The 20,444-nt window shown below is 68.6% G+C and carries 14 protein-coding genes and 1 pseudogene; 5 read left to right on the forward strand and 10 right to left on the reverse strand.

Annotated features, from left to right (window positions below):
* Positions 1–59: 59 nt before the first annotated feature.
* From CFB89_RS21990 to CFB89_RS22015, 6 genes are all read right to left on the reverse strand, one after another.
* The gene (locus tag CFB89_RS21990) at positions 60–1,535 is read right to left on the reverse strand and encodes a heavy metal sensor histidine kinase (protein WP_089469718.1); all 1,476 of its coding nucleotides are present in this window, start codon (positions 1,533–1,535) and stop codon (positions 60–62) included.
* On the reverse strand, positions 1,532–2,227 hold the full coding sequence (locus CFB89_RS21995) for a heavy metal response regulator transcription factor (protein ID WP_059505120.1): 696 nt from the start codon (positions 2,225–2,227) through the stop codon (positions 1,532–1,534). The genes CFB89_RS21990 and CFB89_RS21995 overlap by 4 nt, the downstream gene beginning before the upstream one ends.
* A gap of 22 nt (positions 2,228–2,249) precedes the next feature.
* A complete protein-coding gene (locus tag CFB89_RS22000; protein WP_089470569.1) occupies positions 2,250–3,761 on the reverse strand; it encodes an efflux transporter outer membrane subunit in 1,512 nt (503 codons plus the stop codon).
* A gap of 5 nt (positions 3,762–3,766) precedes the next feature.
* Positions 3,767–4,996 (reverse strand): efflux RND transporter periplasmic adaptor subunit, encoded by a 1,230-nt coding sequence (locus CFB89_RS22005; RefSeq protein ID WP_089469719.1) that lies wholly within the window; start codon positions 4,994–4,996, stop codon positions 3,767–3,769.
* A gap of 47 nt (positions 4,997–5,043) precedes the next feature.
* Entirely contained in the window at positions 5,044–8,211 is a 3,168-nt protein-coding gene (locus CFB89_RS22010; RefSeq protein ID WP_089469720.1) for an efflux RND transporter permease subunit, read from the reverse strand.
* Between the two features lie 185 nt (positions 8,212–8,396).
* Entirely contained in the window at positions 8,397–9,140 is a 744-nt protein-coding gene (locus CFB89_RS22015) for a Crp/Fnr family transcriptional regulator (protein WP_089469721.1), read from the reverse strand.
* Positions 9,141–9,308: 168 nt separating this feature from the next.
* Between CFB89_RS22015 and CFB89_RS22020 the strand changes: the two genes are divergently transcribed.
* Positions 9,309–10,961 carry an acyl-CoA synthetase gene (locus tag CFB89_RS22020; RefSeq protein WP_089469722.1) on the forward strand — a complete coding sequence of 551 codons (1,653 nt, stop codon included), beginning with the start codon at positions 9,309–9,311 and terminating at the stop codon, positions 10,959–10,961.
* 37 nt (positions 10,962–10,998) lie between these two features.
* Here the strand turns inward: CFB89_RS22020 and CFB89_RS22025 are convergent.
* From CFB89_RS22025 to CFB89_RS22035, 3 genes and pseudogenes are all read right to left on the reverse strand, one after another.
* A pseudogene (locus CFB89_RS22025) lies at positions 10,999–11,637 on the reverse strand (methyl-accepting chemotaxis protein); the annotation flags it as partial.
* A gap of 298 nt (positions 11,638–11,935) precedes the next feature.
* Entirely contained in the window at positions 11,936–12,367 is a 432-nt protein-coding gene (locus tag CFB89_RS22030; RefSeq protein ID WP_089469723.1) for a YqaA family protein, read from the reverse strand.
* A 74-nt stretch (positions 12,368–12,441) separates the two neighbouring features.
* Positions 12,442–13,104 (reverse strand): LysE family translocator, encoded by a 663-nt coding sequence (locus CFB89_RS22035; protein WP_089469724.1) that lies wholly within the window; start codon positions 13,102–13,104, stop codon positions 12,442–12,444.
* Between the two features lie 284 nt (positions 13,105–13,388).
* On the opposite strand from CFB89_RS22035, the gene CFB89_RS22040 reads away from it, so the two are divergent.
* Positions 13,389–13,871 (forward strand): Lrp/AsnC family transcriptional regulator, encoded by a 483-nt coding sequence (locus tag CFB89_RS22040; protein WP_006479115.1) that lies wholly within the window; start codon positions 13,389–13,391, stop codon positions 13,869–13,871.
* 796 nt (positions 13,872–14,667) lie between these two features.
* On the opposite strand, the gene CFB89_RS22050 is transcribed toward CFB89_RS22040, so the two are convergent.
* Positions 14,668–16,317, reverse strand: a complete 1,650-nt coding sequence (locus CFB89_RS22050; RefSeq protein WP_089469725.1) for an IclR family transcriptional regulator — start codon at positions 16,315–16,317, stop codon at positions 14,668–14,670.
* A gap of 178 nt (positions 16,318–16,495) precedes the next feature.
* Between CFB89_RS22050 and CFB89_RS22055 the strand changes: the two genes are divergently transcribed.
* The 3 genes from CFB89_RS22055 to CFB89_RS22065 all read left to right on the forward strand — a co-directional run bounded on the left by CFB89_RS22055 (position 16,496) and on the right by CFB89_RS22065 (position 20,438).
* Positions 16,496–17,455 carry an MBL fold metallo-hydrolase gene (locus CFB89_RS22055; RefSeq protein WP_050010982.1) on the forward strand — a complete coding sequence of 320 codons (960 nt, stop codon included), beginning with the start codon at positions 16,496–16,498 and terminating at the stop codon, positions 17,453–17,455.
* Positions 17,456–17,641: 186 nt separating this feature from the next.
* Positions 17,642–18,994 carry an MFS transporter gene (locus CFB89_RS22060; protein ID WP_089469726.1) on the forward strand — a complete coding sequence of 451 codons (1,353 nt, stop codon included), beginning with the start codon at positions 17,642–17,644 and terminating at the stop codon, positions 18,992–18,994.
* Positions 18,995–19,088: 94 nt separating this feature from the next.
* Positions 19,089–20,438 (forward strand): MFS transporter, encoded by a 1,350-nt coding sequence (locus CFB89_RS22065; RefSeq protein ID WP_089469727.1) that lies wholly within the window; start codon positions 19,089–19,091, stop codon positions 20,436–20,438.
* Positions 20,439–20,444: the final 6 nt, after the last annotated feature.

Raw genomic sequence — 20,444 nt, forward strand, 5'->3', positions numbered from 1 at the left:
GCGTTCGCGGCCGGCCAGCGCCGATCGGAAGCGGCTGGACGTCGACAGGCGCGACGCCGTCAGTGCAATGCGCGCGGCACGGGCGCCGCGCGAGCACCGCGCGGATCGGCCGGATTGGCCGCATCGCTGGAATCGGCGGCGTCGGCCGGACGCAGCGGCCCGCCCGACCAGGGTTGCGTCGACACCGAGAAGCCGAACGTGTTGACACCCCCGGAGCAGGCGACGAACACGCCGCCGCCGTGCATCTCGGCCACGGCCTTGACGATCGACAGCCCGAGCCCGTGGTTTTCCTTGCTGTTCGCGCGCGCCTCCTCGAGCCGGTAGAAGCGCTCGAACACGTGCGAGCGCTGCACCGGATCGATCGGCTCGCCGGGATTCGACACGGCCATCTCGACGAGCGTGTCGCGGCGAGTGATCGTCACGTTCAGCGTCGCGCCCGGCGCCGAATGCTGGATCGCGTTGATCAGCAGGTTCGTCATCGCGCGGCGGAACAGCGACGGATCGACGGCCGCGCGCGCGTCGCCGTGCAGCTCGGCGCGCAACCGCGCCTCGTCGAGCGGGATTTCGAGGAAGTCGAGCATGCGCCGCACCTCGTCGGCGAGCGACACGTCCTTCAGGTCGGTCGCGCGTTCGCCGCGGTCGCTGCGCGACAGGAACAGCATATCGTTGATGATCACGCGCAGCCGCTCGAATTCCTCGAGGTTCGACTGCAGCGTCTGGCGCATCCGGTCGACCGAGCGGTCGCGGCTCGTCAACGCGACCTGGGTTTGCCCGATCAGGATGCTGATCGGCGTGCGCAGCTCGTGCGCGACGTCCGCGTTGAACGCTTCGAGCCGTGCGTAGGTTTGCTGGATGCGTTCGAGCGCGCCGTTGAACGACGTCGCGAGATCGCGCAGCTCGGTCGGCAGCGCGTCGGTGTGCAGCCGCTGGCGGCGGTTCGTCGCGCTCACGCTCGCCGCGTCCTGCGACAGCCGGTCGAGCGGCGCGAGCCCGAAGCGCGCGACCGCGCGGCTCAGCAGCAGCGTGATGACGGTGGCCGTCGCGATCAGCGCGGCCAGCGTCCAGACGAAACGACGCAGCATCCGCTGCGTGCGCTCGCACGACGACGCGACGATCAGCTTCACGTCCGGGCGCTCGCCGCTGCCGGCGATCGCGACGGCCTTCGTCATCACGTTGTAGCTGCTGTTGTTGAGCGCGTACTGCTGGAACGCGCCGAACGGCTTGCCGTCGGGCACCCCGTCGACGGGACGGCCGAAGCGGAAATCGGCGTCGGGGCTGTCGACCTGATAGCGCGTCGACCCGTCGGGCGGTTCGAGGTCGGCGAGCTTTTCCTGCATCAGGCGGCCGCGCGCGGCCGTGGTCGCATGCGACACGATCATCTGCGCGACCTTCGCGCGCGTGTCGATCGTCGCGCGCAGCTCGGCGAGCAACTGGCGCTCCATCATCACGAACAGCCCGCAGCCGACCAGCGTGAACACGAGCAGCGACACGATGCCGAACATCGCCGACAGGCGCAGGGTGATCGAGCGTTTCATGCGTGCTTCTCCGCGTCGCCGTCCTCGCGCGCCTCGAGCACGTAGCCCATCCCGCGGATCGTGTGCAGCAGCTTGTCCGCGAACGGGCCGTCGAGTTTCGCGCGCAGGCGCTTGATCGCCGTCTCGACGACGTTCGCGTTGCTGTCGAAGTTCACGTCCCACACGAGTTCGGCGATGGTCGTCTTCGACAGCACCTCGCCGCTGCGCCGCGCGAGCACGCCGAGCAGCTGGAATTCCTGCGCGGTCAGGTCGAGCCGCGCGCCGTCGCGGGTCGCGCGGCGGCCGATCAGGTCGACGCGCAGGTCGCCGATCGAGATCAGCGTCGATTCCTGCACGCGGGCGCGGCGCGTCAGCGCGCGCAGCCGTTCGATCAGCTCGAGGAACGAGAAGGGCTTGGTCAGGTAGTCGTCGGCGCCGCCGCGCAGGCCCCGCACGCGGTCGTCGACCCGATCGCGCGCGGTCAGCATGATCACGGGCGTCTGCTTCTGCGCGCGCAACGCACGCAGCACGCCGAAGCCGTCGAGCTTCGGCAGCATCACGTCGAGCACGACCACGTCGTAGTCGAATTCGACGGCTTTCCACGCACCGTCCTCGCCGTCGAGCGCGGTGTCGACGACCCAGCCTTCCTCGGTCAGGCCGCTCTTCAGGTATTCGACGACTTTCGGTTCGTCTTCGACGATCAGCACTTTCATGTTCGTATTCCGCGTAACCGGGTTAAGGGCCGACGCCCGCGCCGTGCTGCGGGGCCGCCGACGCGACGTCGGACGGCGCGGGGCCGTTCGACGCATCGCCGTCCCAGCCGCCGCCGAGCGCCTTCGCGAGAAACACGACGAGCGCCGCGCGCTGGCCCTGGATCTGCACGGCCTGGCGCTCGCTCGTCAGCAACTGCTGCTGGGCCGTCAGCACGTCGATGAACGGCGTCAGGCCGCCCGCGTAGCGGTCCTGCGCGAGCGACACGAGCTTGCGCGCGTCGTCGACGGCCGCCGATGCCTGCTCGGCCGCCTGCGCGAGCACCGACAGGCCGGTCACCGCATTTTGCACCTCCTGGAACGCGGTGAGCACGGTCTGCCGGTAGCTGGCCTGCGCGGCGACGTAGCCGGCCTGCGCGAAATCGACGCCGGCCTTCAGCTTGCCGCCCTCGAACAGCGGTTGGCTGAGCGAGCCGCCGACCGACCACAGCAGCGCCGGCACGGTGAACAGGCCCGCGAAACGGGTCGCGTCCCAGCCGATGTCCGGCGACAGCGCGATGCGCGGGAAATACGCGGCGCGCGCGACGCCGATCTGCGCGTTCGCGGCGGCCATCGCGCGCTCGGCCGACGCGACGTCGGGGCGCCGCTGCAGCAGATCGCTCGGCATGCCGGTCGGCAGCGCGGGCGCGTTGATCGGCACCACGCGAGGCGGCAGCGAGAACGCGGGGGCCGGCGTGCCGACCAGCGTCGCGATCGCGGTTTCGACCTGCGCGCGCTGCTGGATCAGCAACTGCGCCTGCGTGCGCGTCGCGTCGAGCTGCGCGCGCTGCTGCAACAGGTCGAGACCGGACACCGCGCCGAGGTCGTGACGCGCGCTCACGTAATCGAGCGCCTTCCGCTGCAGTTCGATCGAGCGCTTGACGACGTCGATCTCGGTGTCGAGCTCGCGCAGCGCGAAGTAGCTCGATGCCAGATCGGCGCTCAGCACGAGGCGCGCATTCGCGAAATCGTCGCGCGCCTGCTCGGAGCCGGCCTGCGCGGCTTCGACGTTGCGCCGCACGCGGCCGAACAGGTCGAGTTCGTAGCTGACCGCCGCGCCGACCTGGATCTCGTTCTGCACGGTGGACATGCTTTTCGTCGCGTAGTTGGTCTGCGGCCGGTCGGCGGAGATCTTGAAGCGCTGGCCGCTCGCGTTCAGCCCGACGGCCGGATACTGCGCGGATGCGACCGACGCGAGCGTCGCCTTCGCCTGGTCGTAGCGCGCGGCCACCGCTTTCAGGTTCTGGTTGTTGCGCAGCGCATCGGCTTCCAGCGCGTCGAGCTGGGCGTCGCCGAATGCGGTCCACCAGGCCGGATCGAGCGGCGCGCGGGCCGGCGCGGCCGGGTGCCAGTATGCGTCGGCCGGGTCGAGCCGCCACGCGGCCGGCGTGTCGACGGCCGGGCGCCGGTAATCCGGGCCGACCGTGCAGCCGGCGAGCATCGCGGCCGCGACGATCGCGACGGCGCCGATCGCGGCCGGGTGCACGCGGGTGCGTATCGCACTCACGACTTCGCTCCCGCGACGGCCGAGGCCGGCTGCGCCGCCGGCGCCTGCACGACGACCGCGTCGCCGGTCGCGAGCGCGTCGCTCGGGTTCGCGACGAGGCGATCGTTCGGCGTGATCGGCCCGTCGACTTCGAGCGTCTGCCCGATCGTGCGCACGACCGTGACCTGCTTCAGCCGGACCTTGCCGTTCGCATCGACGGTCGCGACCGTCGGGCCTTCGGCGCGGAACAGCAGCGTATTGGCCGGCACCTGCAGGCGGCCGACCGGCGTCATCGGCAGCGTCGCCTGCACGTACGCGCCGGGCAGCAGCCGCCCGTCCGGGTTCGGCAGCGTGATCTCGATCTGCAGCGAGCGCGTGGCGACGTCGATCGCCTGCGACGTGCGCGTGATCGTGCCGTCGAAGGTCCGCCCCGGCAGCTCGGCCTGCGCGACGCTCACGTGCTGGCCAACCTTCACCTGCTGCGCATACGCCTGCGGCACTTGCACGTACAGGCGCAGCCGGTCGGCCTGCACGACCGTGAACAGCGAGCGGCCCGCGTTGCCGGAATTGACGAGATCGCCGACGTCGACGTTGCGCTGCGTGACGATTCCGTCGATCGGCGCGACGATCCGCTGGAAGCCCTTCAATTCGGTGAGACGGCGCACGTTCGCGTCGGCCGCCGCGAGATTCGCGGTGCCCTGGTTGAACGCGCCTTGCCGGTCGTCGAGTTCCTGTTGCGACACGGCATCGCGCTGGCGCAACTGCTGCGCGCGGTCGAACGACGTCTTCGCGAGCGCGAGCGACGCTTGCGCCTGCTGGCGCTGCGCGGTGGCCTGCGCGAGTTCCTGGTTCAACTCCGGCGTGTCGAGTTCGGCGAGCGTTTGCCCCTGCTTCACGTGCGCGCCGATGTCGGCCTGCCAGCGCAGCACGTAGCCGCTGGCGCGCGCATAGATCGGCGCCTCGACGAAGCCGCGCAGCGTGCCGGGCAGCGTCAGCTTGCCGCCGGTGGCCGCGTCGACCGGATGCACGACGCTCACGTACTGGCGCGTGTTCTGCTCGGCGACCGCGTCGAGGTGACGCTGGTTCAGTACGTTGACGACGATGGTGCGCGCGGCGCCGGCGGCCAGCAGCACGCCGATCACGATCACGACGATCCGTCCGCGCCGCGACACCGACGCGCGCGCCGGCAGGTGCATGCCGTGTTCGTCCACCTGGATGCCGACGGCGCTGTGATGTTTCTCTTCCATGAATTCAACCAATTCAACCGGGTAGTAGGTGAAAAGCAGGGCGAAAGTCAGTGACCGGCCTGGCGCGCGCGCCGCCGGGCCAGCCGTGAATGCACGCCGCCGAACACGAGCGGCACGAACAGCAACGTCGAAACGGTCGCGAACAGCAGCCCGCCGATCACCGCGCGGCCCAGCGGCGCGTTCTGCTCGGCGCCTTCGCCGAGACCGAGCGCCATCGGCACCATCCCGATGATCATCGCGAGCGCCGTCATCAGCACCGGGCGGATGCGTGTCGCGCCGGCTTCGAGCGCGGCCGTGAGCGGCGGCGCGCCGGCCGCGAGGCGTTGCCGCGCGAACGAGACGACGAGAATGCTGTTCGCGGTCGCGACGCCGACCGTCATGATCGCGCCCGTCAGCGCGGGCACGCTCAGGTGCGTGCCGGTGACGAACAGCATCCATGCGATGCCGGCGAGCGCGGCCGGCATCGCGCTGATGATGATCAGCGGGTCGAGCCACGACTGGAAATTGACGACGATCAGCAGGTAGACGAGCACGATCGCCATCGCGACGCCCGCGCCGAGGCCGACGTACGACGTGCGCATCGTCTCGATCTGGCCGCGCATCGCGAGGCCGGTGCCGCGCGGCAGCGACGCGCGCGCGTCGGACACGATGCGGTCGATCTCGCCCGCGACCGCGCCGAGATCGCGGCCTTCGACGCTCACGTACACGTCGATCGCCGGGCGGATGTTGTAGTGCGTGATCACGGCGGGGTTCGCGGTACTGCGCACCTGCACCAGGTTGCCGAGCAACTGCGGCGGCGTGCCGGTGCGCCCGCTGGCGGAGATCGGCGTGCCGAGCAGGTCGTCGACGGATGCGATGTCGTATTGCGGGGTCTGGATCTGCAGCGGGTACTGCACGCCGGTGCGCGGGTTGATCCAGAACGAGGGCGTGGTCTGCGAACTCCCCGACAGCGAGATCAGCATGTTCTGCGCGACGTTCTGCGCGGAGAGATTGAGCTGCTGCATGCGCGTACGGTCCATGTCGGCCAGCAGGGTCGGCTCGTCGTTGCGTTGCAGCACGTGCACGTCGACGGCGCCGGGGATCTGCCTGATCTTCTTCATCAGGCTGCTCGCAATGGTCATGTTACTCGCGAGATCGTTGCCGAGCACCTGCACGTCGATCGCGGCCGGCTGCCCGAAGTTGAGGATCTGCGTGATGATGTCCGACGGCTGGAAGAAGAACTCGACGCCCGGGAAGCGCTGCGGCAGCAGCCTGCGCAGCGTCTGCACGTAGTGCGCGGTCGCGCGGTGGCCGGGCTTCAGCGCGATCAGCAGCTCGCCGTCGAGCGTGCCGATCGTGCCGGCGTTGCTGTACGACAGGTTGATGCCGCTCACCGGCAGCCCGAGGTTGTCGACGATCGCGCCGAGTTCGTCGGGCGGCACGGTTTCGCGGATCACGCGCTCGACCTGATCGGCGAGCCGCGCGGTTTCCTCGATCCGGTAGCCGGTCGGCGCACGCATGTGCAGCCGGAGGTTGCCGGAATCGGCGTTCGGGAAGAAGTCGCGGCCGAGCACGAACACGAGGCCGGTCGACAGCACGCAGAAACCGAGGAAGCACAGCGCGTAGAAGCGGCGGCGCACGAGCAGGATGCTGAGCAGCACGATGTACCACGCGCGCAGCCGTTCGAACGCGTGGTTGAACGCGTGATGGATGCGCGCGAAGCGCGACGTCGAATGATCGGGGCCGGTGCTTGCCTGCTGCGGGCGGAACAGCAGCATCGCGAGCGTCGGCACCAGCGTGCGCGACAGCACGTACGACGCGAGCATCGCGAACACCACGGCTTCCGCGAGCGGCACGAACAGGAAGCGCGCGACGCCGGTCAGGAAGAACATCGGCACGAACACGATGCAGATGCACAGCGTCGACACGAGCGCGGGCACCGCGATCTCGCCCGCGCCTTCGAGAATCGCGTCGTGCAGGTTCGTCCCGAGATGGAGGTGCCGCTCGATGTTCTCGATCGTGACCGTTGCGTCGTCGACGAGAATGCCGACCGCCAGCGCGAGCCCGCCGAGCGTCATGATGTTGATGGTTTCGCCGAGCGCGGACAGCGCGATCAGCGACGTGAAGATCGACAGCGGGATCGAGATCGCGATGATCAGCGTGCTGCGCCAGTTGCCGAGGAACAGCAGGATCATCATCGCGGTCAGCACGGCGGCGATCAGCGCCTCGTGGATCACCCCCTGGACGGCCGCGTTGACGAACACCGACTGGTCGAACAGCGGCGTGATCGTGAGCCCTTCGGGCAGCGTCGGGATCACCTTCGGCAGCAGCGCCTTCAGGTCCGACACGACCTTGAGCGTCGACGCGTCGCCGTTTTTGAGGATCGAGATCAGCACGCCGCGCTGGCCGTTCTGGCGCACGACGTTCGTCTGCGGCGCGAAGCCGTCGCGCACCGACGCCACCTCGCGCAGGTAGGTCGTCGCGCCGTTGACGGTCTGGATCGGCAGGTTGCTGATGTCGGTGATCGTATCGGCCGACGCGTTCGTGTCGACCCGGTATTCGGTCTGGCCCATCTTCGCGGTGCCGGTCGGCAGCACGAGGTTCTGCGCGTTGACCGCGTTGACGATGTCGGCCGGCGTGAGGCCCTTCGCTTGCAGCGCCTGCGGATCGAGATCGATCGCGACCACGCGCGTGCGGCCGCCGTACGGAAACGGAATCTGCACGCCGGGCACCGTGATCAGTTGCGGGCGCAGGAAGTTGAGCGCGATGTCGGCGAGCGACTGCTCGCTGAGCGTCTTGCTCGACAGCCCGAGCTGGATCACCGGAATGCTCGACGCGGAATAGGTGATCACGAGCGGCGGCGTCGCGCCCTGCGGCATCTGCCGCACGATCGCCTGCGCGGACGACACCGTCTGCGCGATCGCCGTCTGCACGTTCGCGCCCGGTTGCAGGAACACCTTCACGACCGCGATGCCGGGCAGCGACGTCGATTCGACGTGCTGGATGTTGTTGACGGTGGTCGTCAGGATCCGTTCATGGACGGACGTGATGCGGTTCGTCATCTCCGTCGCGGAGAAGCCGCTGTAATTCCAGATCACGCTGATCACGGGGATGTTGATCGCGGGCAGCACGTCGACCGGTGTGCGCATCAGCGCAAGCGGGGTGGCCAGCACGATCATGATGGCCATGACGATGAACGTGTAGGGGCGCCTGAGCGCGAGATTGACGATCCACATGAAGGCGGCGGGGCAGGCGGTGATCAGGCGTCGGTGAAGGGAACCCGAATGATAGGCGTCGGCCCGCGACGGGTTACTGTCGCGAAACTGGCGGAATTGTCAGGTTGGGGCGCGCCGGTCGCCGGCCGATTCCGCAGATGGAATGCGTGGTCGCGACGGCGACGGTTTCGCGCCTCGGGCGGCGCTCACAGCTGCTCCATGCCGAAGCGCGCGAGCGCGTCGAGATCGACGACCTCGATCTGGTTGTACGCGAGCCGCAGCGCGCCGAGCTTCTCGAGCTGCTGCAGCGCCTGGTTGATCCGCTGGCGCGACACGCCGACGAGCATCCCCAGTTCCTCCTGCGAGATCGACAGCGACGGGCCGGTATCCGGATACAGCGCGGGGTTGAAGAGCTGCGCGAGCGCCTGCGCGACGCGCGCGTCGACGTCGAGCAGCCGGCTGTTCTGGATCGACGCGATGAATTCGCCCATCCGGTTGTTCAGCTGATGAATCACGAAGCGCGTGAACGGCAGGCTCGTGTCGAGCAGCGCGTGGAACGTGTCGACCGGCACGAACAGCACGGTCGAGCGCTGGATCGCGACGACCTCGTACTTGCGCAGCTCGCGCTTGATCACGCTGCCTTCGCCGAACCAGCCGCCCGACGGCACGCCGGAAAACGTGCAGCCGCGTCCCGACACGTTGAAGATCGCGAGCTTCAGCAGCCCCCGATGGACGCCGATCCAGTATGCGGACGGCGCGAGCCGGTGCGCGATCACGTCGCCGGCTTCGCACTGCTCGACGTGCGACTGGGCGAGCACGAGCGCCTGGTGTTCGGGCGCCAGCGTGCGGAACCACGCGCACTGGCCGAACAGCGTCGCGAGCGGCGGCAGCGGGCCCGGTTCGGGGAGCGTGTCGGCCGGCCGGGCGGCCGCGTCGGAGTGGTCGTGCATGGGTGCGGGTTTGCGAGGATAGGGATAACGCGCAGCGTTCGAGCGGCACTCTGTCGTTTCGATGACAGACGGCTCACAATAACGCCCGTTAGGCTGTCGGCAATTGAACCACATCAAAACGATCCGGGGTGCACGCATCCCGGTCGACAGAACACGGGAGACAGGATCATGACGCAGATGTTCGAGGCCGGGCTCGGCCGCCGCGATGCCAATTACGTGCCGCTCACGCCGATCGATTTCCTGATCCGCGCGGCCGAAGTCTACGGCGAGCGCCTCGCGATCGTGCACGGCGACGTGCGGCGCACGTGGGGCGAGACCTGCACGCGCGCGAAGCAACTGGCGAGCGCGCTCGCGCAGGCCGGCGTGGAGCGCGGCGACACGGTCGCGGCGCTGCTGCCGAACATCCCGGCGATGGTCGAGGCGCACTTCGGCGTGCCGATGGCCGGCGCCGTGCTGAACACGATCAACACGCGGCTCGACGTGTCGTCGGTGCTGTTCATGCTGCGTCACGGCGAGGCGAAGGTGCTGATCGTCGACACCGAATACGCGGAGCTCGCGCATCGCGCGGCGCTCGAGGTGCCGGGCCTGAAGATCGTCAGCGTGGCCGACGCGATGCCGGCCGACCCCGACCGCTTCGCGGGCGCGACCGACTACGAGGCGTTCGTGGCCGGCGGCGACCCCGACTACGCCTGGACGCCGCCCGCCGACGAATGGGACGCGATCGCGCTGAACTACACGTCGGGCACGACCGGCGACCCGAAGGGCGTCGTCTACCACCATCGCGGCGCGTATCTCGCGGCGATCAGCAACATCCTCGAATGGGACATGCCGAAGCACGCGGTGTATCTGTGGACGCTGCCGATGTTCCATTGCAACGGCTGGTGTTTTCCGTGGGCCGTCGCGGCGCGCGGCGGCGTGAACGTGTGCCTGCGCAAGTTCGACGCGAAGACCGTGTTCGACCTGATCCGCCGCGAGCGCGTCACGCATTACTGCGGCGCGCCGATCGTGCAGAGCGCGATCGCGAACGCGCCGGCCGAATTGCGCACGGGGATCGACCATACGGTGCACGCGATGGTCGCGGGCGCGGCGCCCGCGCCGGCCGTGATCGCGAAGATGAAGGAGATCGGCTTCGACCTGCTGCACGTGTACGGGCTGACCGAGGTCTACGGCCCGGCGACCGTCTGCGCGAAGCAGTCGCACTGGGACGAAGTGTCCGACGAGGAACGCGCGCGGCTGAATGCGCGCCAGGGCGTGCGCTACCACCTCGAAGCAGGCGCGACGGTGCTCGATCCCGACACGATGACGCCGGTGCCGGCGGACGGCGAGACGCTCGGCGAGATCATGTTCCGCGGCAACATCTGCATGAAGGGCTACCTGAAGAACCCGAAGGCGACCGACGAGGCGTTCCACGGCGGCTGGTTCCATACGGGCGATCTCGCGGTGCTGATGCCGGACGGCTATATCCGGATCAAGGATCGCAAGAAGGACATCATCATCTCCGGCGGCGAGAACATCTCGAGCATCGAGGTCGAGGACGCGCTGTACCGGCATCCGGCCGTCGAGGTGGCCGCGGTCGTCGCGATGCCCGACCCGAAATGGGGCGAGGTGCCGTGCGCGTTCGTCGAACTGCGTAACGGCATGAGTGCGACCGAGGCGGAGATCGTCGCGCACTGCCGGCAATTGCTCGCGGGCTTCAAGGTGCCGAAGGTCGTGCGCTTCGGCGAGCTGCCGAAGACGTCGACCGGCAAGATCCAGAAGTTCCAGTTGCGCAATGCGGTCGGCTCGAACACGGCGATCGACCTGGCGGGCGACAAGAAGTAGGCGAGCCGCCCGGCCCGGCTCGATCGCCGGCTGTCCGTCACGCGCTGCGTTCGAGCCGGAACACGCTGACGGCGTCCGACAGGTGCGCGGCCTGGTCGCGCAACGCGACGGCCGCGCGCTCGGCGTCCGAGATCAGCGTCGCATTCTGCTGCGTCGCTTCGCCGATCTGCGTGACGGCCAGGTTCACCTGCTCGATCCCGGTCGATTGTTCGCGCGACGCGGCGCTGATCTCGGCGATCAGCGTGCGGACCTGGTCGACCCGCGCGACGATGTCGCGCATCGTGCCGCGCGCGGCGTCCGCGATCCGGTAACCCTGTTCGACGGTCGTCGACGATTCGGCGCTCAGCGCGTCGATTTCCTTGACGGCGGCCGCGCTGCGCTGCGCCAGCGCGCGCACCTCGGCCGCGACCACCGCGAAGCCCTTGCCGTGTTCGCCCGCGCGGGCGGCCTCGACGGCCGCGTTCAGCGCGAGGATGTTGGTCTGGAACGCGATGCCTTCGATCGCGCCGGTGATCTCCGCGATCCGGCGCGTCGCGCGGCCGATGTCGTCCATCGTCGCGACCACGCGCTGCACCGCGGTGTCGCCGTTCGTCGCGGCGGCCGATGCGTCCGCAACCAGCGCGTTGGCTTGCGCCGCATGCTCGGCGCTCTGCTGCACGGCGGCGGTGATCTGCTCCCTGTCGTCGATCCGCTTATGTGCTTCATCGGCGAGTTGCTGGCCGGCGAAATGGGCGAGTGTCCACGCGAACACGGTAAACAGCAGGGCGACGAGCGCGCACGCGAGCGCGGCCAGACGCGCGCCGACGCTCACCCGGCCCAGTTGGGTCAGTCTCATGGAACATCCTGAGTGGGAGTGAGAGGGGGCGGAACGCACGCGTCACCGCTCGTGGACCCGTTAATACGGCAACTTTCTCGAAATCTTTAGCGGTGGTCGCGAATCGCGGACCGGCAGGCGCGGGAAGGGACAGCGCAGATCAGTGCGTGACGAGCCACGCGACGGCCAGATAGCGGCCGACTTTCGCGATCGTCACGATGACGAGAAAGGTCGGCAGCGGCTCGCGCAGCACGCCGGCGATCATCGTCAGCGGATCGCCGATCACCGGCGCCCAGCTCAGCAGCAGCGACCAGCGGCCGTAGCGCGCATACCAGCGCTCGGCGCGCGCGAGCGCGGACGGCTTGACCGGAAACCAGCGGCGCTCGCGAAAGTGCTCGATGCCGCGCCCGAGCGCCCAGTTGATCGCGGAGCCGGCGACGTTGCCCACGCTCGCGACGAGCACCAGCGCCCACACGGGTTCGCGCCCGGCAAGCAGCAGGCCGGCGAGCACGGCTTCGGACTGGAGCGGGAACAGGGTCGCGGCGACCATCGACACGGCGAACAGGCCGCCGTAAGTGAGCAATTCGGACATCGCGCGATTGTACTGGCGGTGTCGCCGCCGGGTACGGCGCGCATGGTCGCGCGGAAAGGCACGCGTCGGCGTTCTCAGTTCCAGCCGACCATGATCGCGCCCATCCCGACGAGCAGTCCGCCCGTCACGCGGTTCATCGCACGCATGCGCGCCGGCCGCTGCAACGCGCGGCTCAGCCGGTGCGAGAACAGCGCCATCGACGCGACGCCGCCCGCGAACAGCAGCGCGAACGTCGCGGCGAGCAGCAGATATTGGCCGTTCAGGCTCCAGTCGGCAGTCGGGCTGATGAATTGCGGAAAGAACGACGGAAAGAACAGCAGCGTTTTCGGATTCAGCCCGGAAGTCGCGACGCCGCGCCAGAACAGCGCGCGCCCGGTGTCGGTGTCCGGCGCGGCGCTTGCCGTTCCGGTGTCGGCGCCGGTGTCGGCCGGTGCCGCGGCTGCGCCGGCCGGCGCGCGATTCAGCCATTGCCTGGCGCCGAGCCAGACGAGATACGCGGCGCCGGCCCACCGCAGCACGGTCAGCGCGTGTTCGTCGAGGTGGACCAGCGAATTCAGGCACAGCGCGGTCAGCGCGAGTTGCAGCAGCACGGCGAGCGTGCCGCCCCAGACGCACGGCAGCGCGCGGCGCCAGCCGGTGCGCAGCGCCTGGTTCATCGTGAGCAGGTTGACGGGGCCGGGCGCGTAGATGAGGACGACGGAAGCAGCGAGGAACGACAGATAAAGCTTGAACGACATGACGAACGGGCAGGAACGGGGAAGCAGGCACCGGCCCCGCACGCGGTCGGATAGGCGTGCGGGCGGCGGGGAATCGCATGCCTGCCGGCCGGCACCGCAACTCGTGATTGCGGTCGTGCGTCCCGCTGCGAGGGGTGGTCGCGGGGAGCGTGCCGGGCAGCAGGCATGGAGAAAATGTATCAAGCGGCCCGGTTAAAAGGCTTCCTGTTTTCCAGCAAAACGGACCTGAAACCGGAATGTCGTTCAGATAGAATGCCGATTTCCAGTAGAAGATTCTTCTCGCCATGGCTACCCGCGAACGCACGCCGAAAACGCTCGACAATCAGGACCGCAAGATCCTCGGGGCATTGCAGAAAAATGCGCGTCTGTCGAACGCCGAACTGGCCGAACAGATCGGCATGTCGACCACCGCCTGCTGGAACCGCACGCGGCAACTCGAACTCGACGGCTACATCGACGGCTATGTCGCGCTGGTCAACCAGCGCAAGCTCGGTTATGCGGACATCGTGATTCTCGAAGTCACGCTCGATCGCCATGAGGACGACGCGCTGGCGCGCTTCGGCGCCGAACTGGCGGCGCTGCCGGAAGTGCTCGAGGCGTATCTGGTGTCGGGCGAGTACGACTACTGGATCAAGGTCGCGGTGGACGGCACGGCGGGCTACGAACGCTTCCTGCGCGAAAAGCTGTACCGGATATCGAGCATCCGCCACAGCCGTTCGATGTTCGCGCTGCGGTGCATGAAGGATGTGCCTTCGATTCAGGTGTGACGGAAGGGAGATGGAAGCGCGACCGGCGTGGCAACGGCGCGCGGATGCGGCGAGGCACTGGCGCGAACGTAACCGGTGAAAGGCTGAAAGGGAAGGCTGGCCGTGAAGACGGGCCGTTGACCCACAAAAACGGATGAATCTTCCGATTACGATTGCCGGGCGCTAATCGCCGTGGCTTTTCATGCGGGCAACCGGCTTGCAGCAAGCGGTTCGCGCCGATACATACGAATCGGCGCCTATATCGGCCTGAAACGCGGCCTCGACACGATCTTGAAACGCTCGCCGCGCGGCGAGCGTATTCGGCCGGGACGGGCGCGGCTGGCCTCTTCCTATCCGACCGGCGCACCCGTCCGGTGCCCGGTGCAACAGCCGCTCGCGGTGCGCGTCAGCGCAAACGCATCAGGCGGCTGGCGGTTCGCTCAGCGCGGCAGGCGCGCGTGTGCTTCAGCGATGACTTCGCAGTTCTCGAGGTGCAGTGCCCAGGCTTCCGCAAGCAGCTCGCCAACACGTGCGAGCCAGCCAGTGGATTGGGTGGAACGATCGGAGACATTAGACGTTTGCATGACGAAGCCCCATATAGGTGGCGAGTTAGGGATAACCCTAATCATAGCGAAACGGCCTCGCCTTGTGAAATGCGATTTCGTTATATGAGAATTACTGACAATTTATGTTGCTGCCGCGCAACATGAATATTGGCTGTCCGCGCGTGTCGGATAGGCGTGACGAGGCCGCGCCGGCACGGCCCCGCGGGCAGAAAGAAAGGGATTCGAACGTACGGTGTGGGGAAAGGGCGCGGCTACCGGCCGATCCACCCGAAGCGCCAGGACAGCCGTCGCGTCGCGGCGCGCAGTGCTTGCGCCAGCTCGCTGTCCGGCCCGCGCGGGAAGCCGCGCGACGAGCCGATGATCGCGATCACGAGCCGGATGCTGCCGGTGTGATCGAACACCGGCGCGGCGATCGTCCCGATGCCGGGCACCGGCGCGTCGAACGCGAAATCAAGTTCGTCCGCGCGGATCGCCGCGAGCCGTGAGCGGAAGGCCGCGTCGTCCGGCGCGGTGCGCGCGCCGGCGAGGCGCACCGGCTCGTTGGCGAGCAGGTCGGCCAGCACGTCGTCGGACATGCCCGACGCGAAAATCCGCCCGATCGCCGTATTGACGAGCGACATCACGGTGCCGACCTGCAGGCTCACGTGCTGCGGCCGCGCCGATTCTTCCAGCCGGATCACGGTCGGCCCGAGCGGCCCGAGCGTCGCGGCGGCCACGCTCATGTCGGTCGCGCCGGCGAGCGCGACGATCTCCGCTTCCGCGTCGCGCGTCGGCGACACGCGTTGCATCGCGATCAGCCCGAGCGCCTGCGCGAGCGGGCCGCCGTTGAAGCAGCCGGCGTCGTCGCGACCCAGCAGGCCGATTTTCTGCAGGCTGACCAGATGCGGAAACGCCTTCGCGGCCGGCATGCCGGCCGCCGTCGCGAGATCGCGCAGCGGCAATGCGCGGCCGGCCGACACCAGCGCGAGCAGCAGGTCGCCGGTGCTGTCGAGCGCATTGATCCCGCGCTGCGCCTTCGCGTCGTCGCCCAGCGCGGGCGGTACGCGCGCGGTGCCCGGCGCCGGCGCGGGCACCGGCTCCGCCGGTTCCGCGCCGAGCGACGCGGTGGCCTGCCGCGCCGCATCGCGCAACGCCGCCGCGATCGGGCCATCCCAGTCGACATCGATCGATCCCGTCGAACCGATCACGGTCAACGCGAGCTGCAGGCGCCCGTGCGCATCGAGAACGGGCACGCACATCCCGCTGACGCCCGGGCTCGGCCGGTCGATGCTGCGTTCGATGCCGCGCGCGCGGATGGCGTCGAGGTCCGCGTGTCGCGCGTCGGCGTCCGTCACGCGCGATGCGTGTTCGGCGCCGGCGAGCGTATCGCCCGCGCCGGCCTGACTGGCCGCCATCGCACCGATTTGCGCGGCGTCGCCGAACGCGCGGAACACCCGGCCGGTCGCCGTGGTGTCCAGCGACATCACCGAACCGACGTGCAGGTTCATGTGTAGCGGATAGCCACCGTGCTCGATGCGCACGATCGTCGGGCCGAGCACGCCCGGCACCGACAGCGCGACGCTCAGGCCGACCGTTTCCGCGAGCCGCGCCGCATGCGGCAGCGTCGCGCGGTAGGCCGGCTGGCGCTCGATCGACATCAGCCCGAGCCGCAGCGACAGCGGGCCCGGCTCGTAGTTGCCGGTGATCGCATCGCGCTTCACGAGCGCGAGCCGCGTCAGGCTCACGAGATAGGTGTGCGCCTGCGCGGTGGAGAGATCGGCCGCGGCGGCCAGCTCCGACAGCCCGAGCGGCTTGCGCCGGCGCGCGAGCGCGTCGAGCAGCCGGCCGCCGACCTCGACGCTCTGGATGCCGCGCTGCGCCTTGGGCGGCGCATCGTCCGCGCTGACTTCGTGGTTCTGCACGCGATGATTCTTCCGTTGACGAAACCCCGCATGGTATCCGACGCCGTTTTTGGCGCCAGCCCCGCAGGTTTACCCGTATTAAACAATAGCAAGCCGATTTGCCATTGACAAATATTCGGGGCGGGCAGATGATCCGCTCATTCCCCTCAACACATGGCTCGCAGCCACGGAACGCACAATGGCCAAAGCATTCGCCTCCCAAGCCGATCTGGAAGAGAAGAAAGTCACCTGGACGAAGCTGTCCGAGAACGCGTACGCGTACACAGCCGAAGGCGACCCGAACTCGGGCGTGATCATCGGCGACGACAGCGTGCTGATCGTCGACACGACCGCGACGCCCGCGATGGCGCAGGACCTGATCGCGAAGATCCGCAGCGTGACCGACAAGCCGATCAAGCACGTGGTGCTGTCGCACTACCATGCGGTGCGCGTGCTCGGCGCGTCCGCGTACTTCGACGAAGGCGCGCAGCACGTGATCGCGAGCCGCGGCACGTACGAGATGATCGTCGAGCGCGGCGAGGCCGACATGAAGTCGGAAATCGAGCGCTTCCCGCGCCTGTTCGCCGGCGTCGAGACGGTGCCGGGCCTGACCTGGCCGACGCTCGTGTTCGAGCGCGAGATCACGCTGTTCCTCGGCAAGCTCGAAGTGAAGATCATGCACGTCGGCTCGGGCCACACGAAGGGCGACACGATCGTGTGGCTGCCGTCGCAGAAGGTGCTGTTCTCGGGCGACCTCGTCGAATACGACGCCGCGTGCTATTGCGGCGACGCCCAGCTCGAACAGTGGCCGGCCACGCTCGAGGCGCTGCGCGCGCTCGGCGCCGAGAAGCTCGTGCCGGGCCGCGGCCCGGCGCTGCTGAATCCGGCCGAAGTGAACAAGGGCCTCGACTACACGAAGGATTTCGTCACGACGCTGCTCGCGCAGGGCCGCAAGGCCGTCGAGCGCAATCTCGACCTGAAGGCGGCGATGGCGCTCACGCGCGAAGCGATGGACCCGAAGTTCGGCCACGTGTTCATCTACGAGCACTGTCTGCCGTTCGACGTGTCGCGCGCGTTCGACGAGGCGAGCGGCATCGCGCATCCGCGCATCTGGACCGCGCAGCGCGACAAGGACATGTGGGCCGCGCTGCAGGAGTGAACGGCACGCGGCGGCGAGGCGGCGTTGACATGATCGCCTCGCCGTTTCACTGAGGGTTGCGGCATCCGCGGCGGCATCGCGCCGCGGCGCCGGCATCCGTATCCGGTCTCACAAGAAAGCAGGGCGCATGCACGCCCTCGGAGACTGCCGCGCGCTCGATATCGCGCGGCCCGTTTGGAGAGAGACATGCCTCAATCGCTTCCCGCCGAAGCGACGCTCGCGCACGCGAGCGCGTCGGCGCCGGCTTCCGCATCCGCACTCGACGACGCGCTGCTGTTCCGCAAGATCGCGTGGCGGATCGTCCCGTTCCTGTTCCTCTGCTACGTCGTGTCGTTCCTCGACCGCATCAACATCGGCTTCGCGCAGTTGCAGATGAAGCACGATCTCGGCTTCAGCGATGCGATGTACGGCCTCGGCGCCGCGGTGTTCTACGTCGGCTACGTGTTTTGCGAAGTGCCGAGCAACATGCTGCTCGCGCGGTTCGGCGCGCGTCGCACGTTCACGCGGATCATGCTGCTGTGGGGCCTCGCGTCGACCGGGATGATGTTCGTGTCGCAGCCGTCGCATTTCTACGTGCTGCGCTTCCTGCTCGGCGTGTTCGAGGCCGGCTTCTTCCCCGGCATCGTGCTGTACCTGACCTACTGGTTCCCCACGAACCGGCGTGCGGCGGCGATCTCCGTGTTCTTCGCGGGCGTCGCGGTGGCCGGCGTGCTCGGCGGCCTGATGTCCGGCTGGATCATGCGCGACATGAGCGGCGTGCTCGGGCTGCACGGCTGGCAGTGGATGTTCGCGATCGAAGGCGCGCCGGCGATCCTGCTCGCGTTCGCCGCGTTCACGTTCCTCGTCGACCGGCCACAGGACGCGACGTGGCTCACGTCCGACGAAAAGGCCCGCGTCGCCGCGCTGTGCGCCGAAGGCCGCGCACACGGCAACGCGCACGACGGACGCAGCGTGATGGCCGCGCTCGCGAACCCGCGCGTGTACCTGTTCGCGTTCATCTATTTCTCGCTGACCTGCGCATCGCTGACGCTCAATTTCTGGATGCCGCTGATGATCCGCGACTTCGGCGTGACCGACGTCGTCGCCGTGAGCCTCTACACGGTCGTGCCGAATGCGGTGGGCGCGGTGGGGCTGGTGCTGATCGCGCGCCGCTCGGATCGCACCGGCGAGCGCCGCAAGCACTTCGCGTGCTGCACGATCGGCGGCGGCCTCGCGCTCGCGGCGCTGACGCTGCACCTGCACAGCTTCGCGGCGATGCTTGCATGCCTGTCGATCGCGGCGACGCTGATCTTCGCCGCGCTGCCGATCTTCTGGGCCGTGCCGACCCGCTACCTGTCCGGCCACGCGGCCGCGGCCGGGATCGCGTTGATCAGCAGCATCGGGATCACGAGCGGCATCGTCAGCCCGTGGGTGATCGGGATGATCCGCACGCGCACGGGCAGCATGGATCTCGCCGTGTATCTGCTGGCCGCGCTGCTGGTCGCGAGCGGCGTGGCGCTGATGGCGGGCGTGAAGGGCGAATCCGCGCGGCGCGGTTGACCGTCGATTTCGGCCGGTCGCCGTCGGCGGGCGGCGGCGACCGGCGTCGCGTTTCACGTCCGGCCCGTATTCGCATCCATCGAGGAGACGATCGATGTCCATCCCCCTGCAAGCGGACGCCGCGCACGCGGCTGCGTCCGGCCCCGCCGCGTCCGGCAACGACGCGCTTTACCGCCGCATCGGCATGCGCATCGTGCCGTTCCTGTTCGTCTGTTACATCGTGTCGATCCTCGATCGCAGCAACATCGGCTTCGCGCAGTTGCAGATGCGGCAGGATCTCGGCCTGACCGACGCGATGTACAGCCTCGGCGCGGTGCTGTTCTTCGTCGGCTACGTGCTGTTCGAGGTGCCGAGCAACGCGCTGCTGCGCCGCTTCGGCGCGCGCCGCACGTTCGCGCGGATCATGGTCCTGTGGGGGGCGGTGTCGGTCGCGATGATCACCGTCGACAGCGCCAAGCAGTTCTACGTGCTGCGCTTCCTGCTCGGGCTGTTCGAAGCCGGTTTCTTCCCCGGGGTGGTGTTCTACCTGACGTACTGGTATCCGGCGCGCCGTCGCGCGTCGGTGCTGTCGATCTTCTACGCGGGCGTCGCGGTGGCCGGGATGATCGGCGGGCTGCTATCGGGCTGGCTGATGCGCGGGATGTCCGGCGTGCTCGGGCTGCACGGCTGGCAATGGATGTTCGCGATCGAGGGCGCGCCCGCGATCCTGCTCGGCGTGATCGCATGGTTCTGGCTGTGCGACCGCCCCGAACACGCGCGCTGGCTGTCCGGCGACGACCGGCAGCGGCTCGCGGCCGATCTGGCCGCCGATCGCGCGGATGCGCCCGCGCACGCGGCTGTTTCGCTGCGGCAGGTGCTGACCGAACCGCGCACTTACCTGTTCGCGTTCATCTATTTCTCGCTGACGACCGCGCTGCTGATGCTGCTGTTCTGGATGCCGCTGATGATTCGCGAATTCGGCATTCACGATGTCGTGCACATCAGCCTGCTGTCGATCGTGCCGAACGCGATCGGCGCGGCCGGGCTGATCGCGATCGCGCGGCGCTCGGACCGCAAGCGCGAACGCCGCCGGCATTTCGCCGTGTGCGCATTCGGCGGCGCGGTGGCGCTCGCGTTGCTGACGCTGCACCTGCCGAGCATCGTCGCGATGATGGCGCTGCTGTCGATCGCGGCGATGCTGATCTTCGCCGCGCACCCGGTGTTCTGGGCCGTGCCGTCCGCGTATTTCGCGGGGGCCGGCGCGGCGGGCGGGATCGCGCTGATCAGCAGCATCGGCGTATCGAGCGGGATGATCACGCCGTGGATCGTCGGCGTGATCCGCACGCGCACCGGCAGCATGGATGCGGCGATGCTGATGATCGCCGGATTGCTGGCCGCGTGCGCGGTGGCGATGCTGCTGGGCGTGCGCGCGACGCCGCGGGAGCCGGCGCACGCGCCGCGTTGATCGACC

The sequence above is a fragment of the Burkholderia sp. AU16741 genome (genome assembly GCF_002223345.1).
In the GTDB taxonomy this organism is placed as follows: domain Bacteria; phylum Pseudomonadota; class Gammaproteobacteria; order Burkholderiales; family Burkholderiaceae; genus Burkholderia; species Burkholderia sola.

Excerpts from the sequence above, each read along its gene's own strand:
- CFB89_RS22015 (WP_089469721.1), bottom strand. The coding sequence starts at position 9,140 with ATGCACGACCACTCCGACGCGGCCGCCCGGCCGGCCGACACGCTCCCC.
- CFB89_RS21995 (WP_059505120.1), bottom strand. The coding sequence starts at position 2,227 with ATGAAAGTGCTGATCGTCGAAGACGAACCGAAAGTCGTCGAATACCTG.
- CFB89_RS22055 (WP_050010982.1), top strand. The coding sequence starts at position 16,496 with ATGGCCAAAGCATTCGCCTCCCAAGCCGATCTGGAAGAGAAGAAAGTC.
- CFB89_RS22040 (WP_006479115.1), top strand. The coding sequence starts at position 13,389 with ATGGCTACCCGCGAACGCACGCCGAAAACGCTCGACAATCAGGACCGC.
- CFB89_RS22060 (WP_089469726.1), top strand. The coding sequence starts at position 17,642 with ATGCCTCAATCGCTTCCCGCCGAAGCGACGCTCGCGCACGCGAGCGCG.
- CFB89_RS22005 (WP_089469719.1), bottom strand. The coding sequence starts at position 4,996 with ATGGAAGAGAAACATCACAGCGCCGTCGGCATCCAGGTGGACGAACAC.
- CFB89_RS22065 (WP_089469727.1), top strand. The coding sequence starts at position 19,089 with ATGTCCATCCCCCTGCAAGCGGACGCCGCGCACGCGGCTGCGTCCGGC.
- CFB89_RS22020 (WP_089469722.1), top strand. The coding sequence starts at position 9,309 with ATGACGCAGATGTTCGAGGCCGGGCTCGGCCGCCGCGATGCCAATTAC.
- CFB89_RS22030 (WP_089469723.1), bottom strand. The coding sequence starts at position 12,367 with ATGTCCGAATTGCTCACTTACGGCGGCCTGTTCGCCGTGTCGATGGTC.
- CFB89_RS21990 (WP_089469718.1), bottom strand. The coding sequence starts at position 1,535 with ATGAAACGCTCGATCACCCTGCGCCTGTCGGCGATGTTCGGCATCGTG.
- CFB89_RS22035 (WP_089469724.1), bottom strand. The coding sequence starts at position 13,104 with ATGTCGTTCAAGCTTTATCTGTCGTTCCTCGCTGCTTCCGTCGTCCTC.
- CFB89_RS22010 (WP_089469720.1), bottom strand. The coding sequence starts at position 8,211 with ATGTGGATCGTCAATCTCGCGCTCAGGCGCCCCTACACGTTCATCGTC.